This is a genomic window from Flavobacterium nackdongense (genome assembly GCF_004355225.1).
GTDB lineage: Bacteria > Bacteroidota > Bacteroidia > Flavobacteriales > Flavobacteriaceae > Flavobacterium > Flavobacterium nackdongense.
The window spans coordinates 857,091-869,132 of record NZ_CP037933.1 but is presented as its reverse complement, the minus strand read 5'-3'; the positions used below and the strand labels follow the sequence as shown (position 1 = coordinate 869,132).

At 37.8% G+C, this 12,042-nt stretch carries 6 protein-coding genes; all 6 read right to left on the bottom strand.

The window, feature by feature from the left end; all coding sequences use genetic code 11:
• Positions 1–23: 23 nt before the first annotated feature.
• The 6 genes from E1750_RS03370 to E1750_RS03345 all read right to left on the bottom strand — a co-directional run bounded on the left by E1750_RS03370 (position 24) and on the right by E1750_RS03345 (position 11,995).
• A complete protein-coding gene (locus E1750_RS03370) occupies positions 24–1,154 on the bottom strand; it encodes a DUF4861 family protein (protein ID WP_133275411.1) in 1,131 nt (376 codons plus the stop codon).
• An 89-nt stretch (positions 1,155–1,243) separates the two neighbouring features.
• Complete coding sequence (locus tag E1750_RS03365; protein ID WP_133275410.1) at positions 1,244–2,710, bottom strand: sialate O-acetylesterase; 1,467 nt, start codon at positions 2,708–2,710, stop codon at positions 1,244–1,246.
• A 64-nt stretch (positions 2,711–2,774) separates the two neighbouring features.
• Positions 2,775–4,334: a sulfatase family protein gene (locus E1750_RS03360; RefSeq protein ID WP_133278069.1), complete on the bottom strand. Its 1,560-nt coding sequence runs from the start codon at positions 4,332–4,334 to the stop codon at positions 2,775–2,777.
• Between the two features lie 161 nt (positions 4,335–4,495).
• Positions 4,496–7,072 (bottom strand): heparinase II/III domain-containing protein, encoded by a 2,577-nt coding sequence (locus tag E1750_RS03355; protein WP_133275409.1) that lies wholly within the window; start codon positions 7,070–7,072, stop codon positions 4,496–4,498.
• A gap of 29 nt (positions 7,073–7,101) precedes the next feature.
• Entirely contained in the window at positions 7,102–8,796 is a 1,695-nt protein-coding gene (locus E1750_RS03350) for a RagB/SusD family nutrient uptake outer membrane protein (protein ID WP_133275408.1), read from the bottom strand.
• Positions 8,797–8,827: 31 nt separating this feature from the next.
• Entirely contained in the window at positions 8,828–11,995 is a 3,168-nt protein-coding gene (locus E1750_RS03345; RefSeq protein ID WP_133275407.1) for a SusC/RagA family TonB-linked outer membrane protein, read from the bottom strand.
• Positions 11,996–12,042 lie beyond the last annotated feature (47 nt).

Genomic DNA, 12,042 nt, shown 5'->3' with positions numbered 1-12,042 from the left:
ATTTTTTATTTTATAATTATTATTTATTGTATTGTAATGATTAATGGGGCTGCAATCTGTTGCGAAAAAGTTTCTAAATAGCTGTCCCATTGTTTTGAATTGGCTATTTTTCCAGCTTTGTCCCAAGCGGCTCCACTGTAATAAATGATGGGTTCATTATTTTTCACTTCGGTTTTGGCTAATATTTGCTTGTCATTTACTAGCATTGCATTGACAGTAGAAGTTAGTATAGAACCAACTCCAGTGGTTCCGTGTTCTTTGTGCGTAGGTTCCCAATAGGACATTGTTCCTTGTTTTTCGTCTAATGAAATGATTCCAGCTTCTGGTCTTTTTATAATTCCAACTACAACGGGTAGTGGTTTGTCACCGTCGAACAAATAGACATTTTCTATGCGATTGAGTTGTGAACCAGCATCCAAGGATATGGTTTTTGTCGCTTTTACTTTTGTTCCGCCTGCGTTCCAAGTGTCATAAAACAATTGAAAAGTGGAGCGCAAAGGACCGTTATCCAAAACTTTCCATTGGTGATAATTGCCAGAATAACGAATGGTATCGTTGATATAAGGTGCCATATTGCCTGCTCCTAATGAAAAGCCAACGTGGTAATAATCCATACCATTGCCGTGATCTATGTGATAATCGCCTAGTTTATAGCGCTCATTGATAATCATTTTATCGGTGCGTTTGACCCAAACATCTAAACCATAAGCGTCTTCTTTTGTTTTTTCTATGGCTTTTCCATAAGTACGAAAAGCTATACGGTCATTTTCCCAAGCGAAATCATCTTTTCGCTCTGGAACAAAACGGGCATAGGTTTTGACAACAAAATTTTCTGGTTTTCCTTTTTGGATGCTAAGTGAGAGCGTTGATTTTGCTTTTACATCGACTTGAAGTAATAGGTTTTGTATTGTTTTAAGACCACGATGTTCCAATTGAAACGGAATTTGTTGCTTCGTTTTTGGATTAATTACGACAAAATCTGTGGTATCAATTTTGGGATAATTGGTTAAAATAGTTTCCCATTGTATGGCAATTACTGCTTCTTTTCGATCTAAATTGGAATTGTTTAGAATGTTTATCGTTTTTTTAGATTGTGCTGTACTAAAAATTGGCAGCATCAAAACGATTAGTAAAATTAATTTAAGAAATTTCATTTGCTTTATTTTTTAGGGATTCATCGGGGTGTCAGATTGTGTGTGACAGACTTTAAGATACTTTTAATGGTGTTTTATTTGCTCTTTTGTTAATTTGCATTGTCTTTATATCTTGTGGCATCAGTCCAATTATCGGTTCTAAACGAGGAAGCGGGCAGGAGGTTGGTGTTGTATAAAGTACCCATAACCCAATTGTCCCAAGCATATCGAACGGCTACCGGATTAGGTACTTTGTCGCTAGAAACCAATACCGTTTTACGGTCTACAATTTTAGCATTGGCTGGATAAAATACCTTATCACTTCCCGCGATTTCAAAACCTTCTAGGCCATTGTAGGCATAAACTCCATTGTAAGTGTTTTTGAATTTAAGATTCAAACCACCCTCTTTGATTTCCATAGCATCAAATATGGGACCTGCAAAATCTATCGTTTTATAATTGTAGGTTTGGTTCAGTGCATTGAACAACAATCTATCGGCTACTTCTTTCTTTTTTGGTGGATGAATGCCATCTCTCGTACCAATATCCATCGTAATGGCAATTCCCGAATTCGGAATCAAATCCAAACATCGTAATTGTGCTTCGCGGATAAAAGCCGAATTTTTTTTATCCACTGTTTGATTGTTTCCATCATAAATATAAGGTGCAATTTGGGCGTAATAGATCGGGAAATCACCAATGTTCCAGCGTTTTCTCCAATCAGCGACCATAGCCGGGAAAAGTTTGGTGTACTTTTCAGCTTCACCACGATTCGACTCTCCTTGATACCATAACACTCCTTTGATGGTATAAGGAATCAATGGATTGATCATCGAATTGAATAGTACAGTTGGGGTACCTTTGGCATTCGTTGCGATTTGTTCGTCTTTGATTTCAACTTTTTCAATGCTAGACATCACTTCATTGCTGATCCAAGCCTCAACTGCGCTTCCTCCCCAAGAAGTTTGAATGATCCCAACCGGAACATCTAAAATCTGTTGCAATTGACTTCCATAAAAATAGGCTACAGCGCTAAAGTTTTTGACATTTTCAGGCGATGCTTGCTGCCAAGGGAAAAATTTTTCAATATCTTTCAAAGGTGTTTTAGAACCTTTAAATTTAGTCACATTGAATAGTCGCAAATTAGGATTATTAGAGTCGGCGATGGCATTAGCAGATCCAAAAGTAGGTTGTCCCATAAATCCTTTCATCGGCATTTCCATATTGGATTGGCCTGAACAGAGCCAAACTTCACCAAAAAGGATGTTTTCTAATTTGATATCCGATGTGTTGCTTTTTAAGGTTAGTTTTTGTGGCGCTTTGCTGTTGGTAGTGGCAATAGTAACGAGCCAATTCCCTTCGGCATCGGCAACCGCAGTATACGATTCTTTTGTCCAAGATGTTTTGATGGTAATTTTCTCTTTGGCATCGGCCCAACCCCAAATTTTTATGTTGGTATTTCTTTGCAAAACCATATTGGATGATACAATGGCAGGCAGTTTAATTTTTGCGAATGCGTTGGGTAGCAAGCAACATAGTGCTATAATGGTTAGTAGTGCTTGTGTTGTATTTTTCATTTTTAACTTATTTTTTTAAGGAAATTTAATGTTGGTGTATTTATTTTATATTTTCCAAATCCAATTACTTTAGCTGTAAAGACTCGATATTTTTATAATCTTTACCTCGTATTTTTTCAAAAGTTGCAATCATTTCTTTCAATTTTTGGGGCATTGTGGAAGCTAAATTGATTTTTTGTCCGTGATCTTCTTTAATGTTATACAGTGAAAAATCGTTAGAGTTTCCGAGTTCGATGTTCACTTCTTTATTAATCTCAGGTCCTTGGTAGGGAGGAATCATAATCCAATCACCTTCTCGAAAAGCGGTTCTAGTTGATGCCTCAAGGATCAAATTCTCCCGACCTGTTTTGCTGGTTCCTAAAAATGAACTTAAGATGTTTTGGCTATCGTTTTCAGTGGTCTTTGCGTTGACTAAAGAGGCAATTGATGACAGTAAATCCAGTTGACAGACCAAAGCATCGGAAACCTTTGGTGTAATTTTTCCTTTCCAATAGGTAATAAAAGGGACTCTGGTTCCGCCTTCGAATAGGCTGTATTTTCCGCCTCTTAATCCGCCAGTAGGAGAGTGGGCGCCATTTTTTTCTACCGCTTTATCATAATATCCATCGTTCAAAACGGGACCGTTGTCACTGGTTAGCACTATTAAAGTGTTTTCCAGAACCCCTTCTTTTTCTAGTGTTTTTATAAATTCTCCAATTGTCCAATCCGCTTCGACTATCACATCACCACGAGGGCCAAGTTTTGAAGTTCCTACAAATCTTGGGTTCGGTGTACGTGGAACGTGAGGTTGTTGCATTGCGTAATACAAGAAAAAGGGTTTGTCTTTGTGTTCTTTCACATAATTCTGTGCTTTTGCCAAAAAATGATCCGACATTTCGAGGTCATTCCATTTTGCTTTTTCTCCTCCTTTCATATATCCAATACGCGGAATTCCGTTTACGATGCTGCTGTTGTGGCCGTGGTGCCATTTCATAGTCAACAATTCAGGATTATCTTTCCCTGTTTTTTGTCCTGGAAAATTTTGATCATAATTCACCTCGATGGGGTCATTAGGGTCAAGACCCACCACCGAACCATTGTCAATATAAACGGTTGGCACGCGATCTTGGGTGGCTGCCATAATATAGGAATAATCAAAACCTACTTGGTTAGGACCTGGAGTAATTGGTTTGTTCCAATCGACTTCGCCGTTTCCTAAACCTAGATGCCACTTACCTACGATTCCTGTATGATAGCCTTTTTCTTTTAACATTTTTGGAATCGTGACTTGGTTTTCTGCTATTAACAGAGGAGCGCTTCCGGGTAAAATTTTTGCATCTTTATTTCTCCACGGATACACTCCAGTCATCAAAGCATATCGACTTGGGGTGCAAGTTGCCGAGGTGGCGTATCCATTGGTAAATTTCACTCCACCCGATGCCAGTTTATCGATGTTAGGTGTTGATAAACCTTTAGCACCATAAGAACTGAGATCGCCATAACCCAAATCATCTAAGTATATAAAAACGATATTGGGAGCCATTGTGATTTCTGATGTCTTATCAATTTTGGAGGTTTTACAACTCGAAACCAGCACCAATAAAACTAGCATCAAAAAATATATAATGCGTTTTGAATGATTCATTTTCGTGGTGAAAATTTTACTATTGTTGGCTACGGTGTTTGTTGAAATCATAGTAGATTTTGACTTTATTTGCGTTTTCAGTTGGCAGAAAATATTCAATAGTTGCCTAAGCACAATTGATTTTGAGTGCTGCTGAATAGTTGTAATCGTATTGGAACGGTTTATTTTACTTCAAATTCAAAACCTGATATTCTGAAAGTACTTTTCTCATCGCCTGTATTGAAAAGAGATAAGAAATCCTGATGATTCAGTCCGCCATTTAGTGTAATACCCAAACTTGAAACGTCAACCAATTTTATTTGACGGTCTGCAGTTAGTTTGACATCCTGAACTAAATCAGTGTCGCTCCCTTTATAAACCAACATTTTATTTTGTGATTTACGATTGTTTATTACACAAGATTCAGTGGCATCAAAAAGAGTAAATCCAATTTTGGTCAGTTTAAAAGTGGTAGCCGAATCAAATTCGCTCAGGTCTAAACCCAATAGCAAGCCTTCGTTTTTTTCAATACCGTTATTTCCTCCACCTCGAATGCCTAATTGACCATTATTCGATCGATCGATACCTGCCTCAGCAATTCCGGTTGAAGTAATTGCTTTGGCATCGATTCTAAATTTGAAGGTTTTCCCTAAGGCTTTTGCAACCGTAATTTTTCCGTAAGGATTCCAGTCCGGAGTTTCTGTTGGTGCTACATCGCCTGAATCGGTGATCTGAATTGGCGAAACATCAAAATATTTTGCATCTCCCTCAGAAGCTGTGTTGGGATCAGTAGCGTCGAGAACAATTACATTAGGTTTTAACTTAAGTTCTTGTTTTTGTTCTGTAAAAGTAACCGTGAAATTGGCTTTGGTATTGGCAGGAATTTGGCAATCAAATCCTAACATTGAAGTTCCTTTGTTTATTTGGTTGTAATCGCCATAATTACCCTCTTTAAATTCCGCCTTGATTTTACTTGGGTCTTCTGAAGGACGCAAAACTAAGGTAAAAGGAATATTAGCAGTAAACTTTAATACCATTACTTTGCCTTTTTGAGAAAGTTTTATCGTGTTTTTGTCCACAATTTTAGCAGTCGCAGCAGTAGCCATATTCCATCGTAAATCTACTGGATTAAGGTTAGCTTCTACAACATCTTCAATTTTCAAATAGGATTCATCCACAATAACCGCTTTTCTAGTGGCCATTTTTACTTCATTATTAAAATTAAGCACTGGAGCTAAATCTACTTTTGCGCCTAATTCTTTTCCTTTTTCAAAAGATTCAATAATGGTGGCTTTTCCCGCTACATTATGCTTTTTGTTGTTGATTGATAAGGTGTTGTGATTAAAATTATTGTATTTGAAAACATCCCATCGTTCCGCTGCTTGCCATTTTTCCGCTCCTTTCTCTTCTATTGAACCCCAGATGTCCACCCCTTTGCTTTCCAGAGTGATATAACTTTGCAAGCCAAAATCCATAGCCCAACGCAGACCATTAACATCATAAACGAACGAACCTTGATCTAAATGGGAATGTCCAGCATCGGCACCTCCGCCTTTAATTCCTAAATATTGGCCATTTGTCCCATTCCAATCGGTTCTTACTATTGCAACTGGGATTTTTCCGTGTCCCACGAATATTTTTTGTGTGGGCAAAATAGTTTTAGAAAAATTTAAGTTTTTACCAAAAATAAGTGCGTTTGGCAAAATTCGCTCAGAATCGGAGTTCTCAGCAACTGTGTAATAGCCTGCATTGATCAACTCCATTTCTTTTGAAATTAAAGAAGTGTTTTTAGTTTTATCGGCAAACCAAAATAGAGTAGCTGAGGCCACTTGTCTTTCCCCACAATCGGAGTAATTGAATAGACTTCCAGAATTTCCGGCTGCAAACTGCATATAATTGCCAGTTTTCATAAAACCCGGCGATTTAGACAATCCATTATCTGAACCTAAAGCACTTTCAAGAGCTGCAATTAACATCACTTGAAACGAGGTTCCATAATTCCAATAGCCTGGGCCTTCCGGATAATTTCCGTCCGGAGCATAAGCGGCTAAAGGCAGAAGATTGGATTTCATTGCTCTTTCGATAATTGGAACACATTCGTTTTTCTCATCTTCCATTATGGCTAAAGCGCCAAAAACCAAACCGGCATTACAAACCGAATTCCAGTTCCCTGATGATTCAACAAAAAAGTTATTTTCTTTAAGATAGGAGGGTTTAAAGGCTTTTTCAACGATAGCTTTTCGAACGATTTGTTTGGTGCTTTCCTTTAAATCAGCATACATCCAATCATAGGCAATTGCAAGTCCCAAACACATTTCGCCCGTATCAAGAAAGTGCGAAGGATTCCAACTTTCAAATGCGCACAGTGCCAACATTTCTTTTTCGGCTCTATCGAGGTATTTTTTATCTTTAGTAAGACGGTACGAATAAGACCAATAGTAGAGTCTAGTAAATGCTTTTCGGGATACTGCCAGTAATCTTTTGCCTTTTTTTTCAAAAACTAGAGGTTCTTGCAAAATAAATTTGTCGGCAGATTCTTTGATGAACGCATCGATTTTTTTGAATTCTGGGACCGCGCCAATTGCTTTTGCCATTGCTTTTTCATCCTCATTATTGAGTAATAAGCGGGGATGACTTGCTATTTTTGCGTAATTATACGTCTCTGTCGCTGGGGCATTTTGCGCTTGAATTGCAAAAGACATCAGGACCATACCAATCAACAGAGAGACTGTGGCACGATAATTTTTTATATGTAACATTTATGGTTTGTATAAAGTTTTAAGGAATATTATCTTGGAATAAGAGCCGTATTCAATTGTGTTTCTTGTATCGGATAGGGCAATAATAAATGTTTCGTTTTATCAAAGTTTTTACCAGCAGCCAAATAGGTTTGATGGAATACATTGCTATCACTGTAAGTTGCGCTTGCTTTGATAGCCAAATTATTTTCGGCTAATTTCTTTTCCAGCAAGTTCCATCGAATTAGATCTTGTTTGCGTAATCCTTCAAAACAAAGTTCACGTAGTCTTTCGTCCACAATTTCATCAAAAAAGTCTTTGTGAGCCAAACTGCCAGAGTATTCATCTAGTCCTGCTCTTAGTCTAACCAAGTTTAAGCTATTGATAGCCTTGTCGCTAGCGTCAAGAGTTCCCTCTTTTCCGCCAATACAAGCCTCAGCGTGCATTAAGAGAATGTCAGAATAGCGAAGTATTGGGAAATTGATACTGGTAAAGTTAGGGTCGGTGGCTGAGCCGGTAGTATTATTGAGAATAACATATTCTGCGTTAGTTAGTCTGGTTGCAACGATTAATTCATCCAGATTTTTGGGTTCCCATCGTCTGAATTTTCCTGGAGCATAATATTGATTTAAAGGATTGTCGAAGAAATAGGTCATGGTATAACTTGAAGTGGAAGTAGTATAATTATTGGCAAAACCTGCAATATTCCAAGTTCTTCTTAGGTCTTCAGAAGGATATTTGTTATACAGCATTTGGCTTGCATTAATTTTACAAAAACCACGAGGTATATCGGCAGTGCCAAAGAAACGAACGCCATTTATATTTCCAAGTCGACCGCTGACATGCAGACCGGTAGCTTCTAGGTTGCCAAAAGAAATTTCGAACAAAGATTCTTTTAAGTCATATTTGTCTTGCAAGTATGTCAAAAAGTGTGCTCTATAACTGGGGTTTAATTGATGCCAACCATCATTTATTACGATTTCACACTGATCTTGCGCTTTTTTGAAATATTGTTGATTGTTTGGTAAATAACAATTGGCTTCTACCGGAGATAAATACGGTTGGTAACCACCCATTTTTAAATACAATCGCGCTAACATGCCGTGTGCAGCCATTTTGTTCGGTTCACCGGGTAAATATTTAGCATTATTGGCGTGAACTAGATGTTCAGCTGCAAACAAGAAATCTTTTTCCACCTGCTGGTACACTTCTAGTACCGGCGATGCCGCTAGGATGTTGTCTTTTTGAGAGGTAACAGGCGTCAATCTCAAAGGTACTGGTCCAAACCAATTGGCTAGGTTAAAATAGCAAAAAGCACGCATAAAATAGGCTTTTGCCAATACCGAATTGTATTCTTCAACGGTAGAATAAATAGAGGGTTTTAAATTTTTCTCGAATTGATTGACCAAATGGATACAGCTGTAAAAATTAAGCCAAGCGTTTTTAATGGGCACAGAGGAAGAATTAAAATTATATTTCGCTTCGTCCCAGGTTGGACCACCGTCGCTGGTATAGGTTTCATCTGTGCCACCTTCGATCAGAACATTGAACGAGTTTCCATAAAGTTGATCGTTCGAGAGCTGACTGTAAATCCCCGCAATGGCGATGTTGGCTTGCTGCTTGTTAGAGTAGAAATTTTCTTCTTTCCAGGCTGATTTGGATTCAGATTCAAGGTAATCAGAGCAACCAGAAAGAGCTAGTATTGAAATGAAAACTATGGTGAGTTTTGTTATATTATTTTTCATTGTAAATTGTTTTTAGATAATACTATTACTTTTAAAAAGTGACTTCAAGGCCTCCTGTGATTGTTGCACTTTGTGGATAGGCGGAATAGTCCAGTCCTGGTGTCAATGCACCATAGCGTCCTACAGAAACATCAGGATCATATCCTTTGTAACTGGTCCATCGGTACAAGTTTTGAGCCGCAAATGTTATTCTAAAATTAGTAAGATTAAGGTCTTTTAATACGCTTTTGGGTAGGTTATACCCCAAAACAATAGTTTTAAGTTTTAAATACGAACCGTCATCAACAAAACGGGAATCTAATTTGTAACCAAAAGAGGCTGTTGTATTAATACCATCATAGCGCATTCCGCCAATTTCAGTATCGGTATTGGTCGGTGTCCAAATATCTCTAAGACTAGTAAATCCGTTTCTAGTTTGGTTGTAAATGGTTCCAAATTGAGCATCGTTTCCGTTTAGGATATCAAAATCATAGGCCCATTGTAATAAAATCTGTAAATCGAATGATTTATATTTAAAATTATTGATAAGTCCACCGGTGTGTTTTGGTTGTGGATTTCCAATAATTTTTCGGTCGAATTCGTTGATGATACCATCACCAGCATCGGCTACGCCATCTCCGTTAGTATCCACGGTCAATTGATCTTTGTATTTGTTCATACCCGGTTTCATTTGAGTTCTGTAGGATGGCACTCCAGGCTTCAATGAGCTTATTCCTCCGTTGACTAAAACGAAATCATCCAATTGATAGATTCCATCAAATTCCAATCCATAAATCATTCCTACGGGGTTGTTTACCTTTGTGATGTATTGGTATTCGTTTTGCATAAACTGAGTATCCCATTCTGGATCAGTCAAAATTGCAGTCTGACCATTGTTTAGTTTAACTGTATTGGTTTTATTGAACGAAATATTGAAATTGGTATCCCATTGAAAATTTTTGTTTTTAATATTGATGGTATTTAGGGTGAATTCAAATCCTTGATTGGTTACCTCTCCCACGTTTTGTTGTACCTTATCGAATCCTGTACTTGGTGAAGTTTCAGCATCCAATAATAGGTCGTGGGTTCTTTTGAAGTAATAATCCGCTGTGATATCAATTCGTTTGAATACACCAAAATCCAATCCAATATTGGTTTGATCGGTAGTTTCCCAACGCAAATCAGGCACGGCCAAATTGCTTTGGTAAGCTCCTGGATAAAATGTTTGATTTGAACCTAGTATGTATCCACTTGAGGCATCAACTGAGAATAGATTGTAGGCATCATAATCGCCAATACGGTCATTTCCTGTTCTTCCCCAGCCACCTCGAAATTTGAATTCACTGATGGCGTCAATGGATTTGATAAAGGATTCTTCCGAAACTTTCCAAGCAAGAGAAAAAGAGGGAAAATAACCCACTCTGTTCTCTTCTGTGAATTTTGAGGAGGCATCAGACCTGAAATTCACTGTAGCCAAATAGCGGTTTTTGTACTCGTAATTTAGCCTTCCGAAATAAGAAAAAATAGAGTTCTCGGTGTAATTGGTGGTAGCAATAGTCGCTCCCGTGGCAATTCCTAAATTATCAATTCCAAATTCGTCTGTTGGCAAATTTGTATTTTGTAATCTTGACCCAGTAGAATTTCTGGACTGCGCTTCAAGACCAATTAAAGCATCGTATTTGTGCTTTCCTTTGACATCCTTAAACTTCAAAGTGTTGGAGGTAGATAAAGTGTTAAATCTGGCGTTCGTAACGATACCATTAATACCGCGATTGGTTCTGTCTGCTTCCTGAGTTCCTTGTTTGTAAAATAAGGTGGTTTTGTTGAATTTTGTCCAGTAATTACCATTTAAAGTTAAGGTAAACTTTTTCTGGAAAGTATAATTTAGCCCTAAAGTAGTAGCAAATTCGTCGTTATTATTCGTTCTTTCCGTGTTTCTCAATGATTTTTCAGGATCATAAAGGTATTGATCTTGAAATTGAAAATCTTCTTCTTCTTCAACACTATCATCATATCGCAATGGATTAACAGGGCGGAACGATACCGCATCTTTGATGACGCTTGTGGCTTTGTTGCCAGCTACTTGCAAGCCTTCTTGCATGGCTCTGCTATAGGTTAATTGTCCATTGAATTTTAAATTTTCATTTACTTCACTATTGAATTTTAATCTGTTAGTGAATTTTTTGAATCCAGTCGTAATCAAGGTTCCTTCTTGGTCCACATAACCACCGCTATAGTAAAATGAGCCCTTTTTACTTCCTCCGCTGATGGCAATATTATTATCTCTGAAAATCCCTGTTCTAAAAATTTCATCTTGTCGGTCAATTCCTTTTACATTTCGGTAATTTTCAGGATCTCCCCAATTTCGTAAAAAAGTAGCAACATTTGTACCCGCAACAAAACTATCGTTGGCATAAGCCAAAGTTTCTTGGTATTTCACATAATCGTAGGGTCCCATCACTTCTAAACGGTTCGGTATGTATTGAACCCCTACAGCAGTAGATAATCGCACCTCAAATTTCCCGTCAGTTCGCCCTCCTTTGGTATTGATGATGATTACCCCATTGGCTCCTCTAGAACCATAGATTGCTGTGGCAGAAGCATCTTTCAGAATGTCGAAATTTTTGATATCGTTCGTATTGATACTTGAGGGGTCAAAATTTTCAAAGGGGATTCCATCTACTACGTACAAGGGAGCATTAGAGCCTGTGATAGAATTTCCTCCTCTGATGACAATATCAAGGGAATTTCCTGGAGTTCCATCGTTTGATGAAACTTTAACTCCAGCAGCTCTTCCGGCCAAAGCTTGGTCAAAATTGGCTGTGGCGGTCTTGCTAAGATCTTCGGCTTTAATTTTAGAAACGGAGCCGGTAAGATCTTTTTTCTTTACAGCATCATATCCTATCAGAACAATTTCATCGAGTTGAGTCGCATCATTGGATAAGGTCACATTGATAACCTGTTTGTCAAGAACTTTTACTTCTTTATTTTGATATCCAATGAAGGAAAAAACCAAAATGGTTGTGGGTTTCACGTTAGCCAGTTTGTACGAGCCATCAATATCGGTCACAGTGCCTGCTTTTGCTCCTTTGACCATTACATTTGCTCCGGGAATTGGAATACCTTCGCTATCTATAACCTTACCTTTGATCGATTTTTGACCTAGAACAGTAGCTGTAGATAGGATAAAAAGTATTAGTGTTAATTGTATAAGTTTCATTTGAATATTGGTTTTATTAAATCATAATTTGGTTTCATTAAAAATCG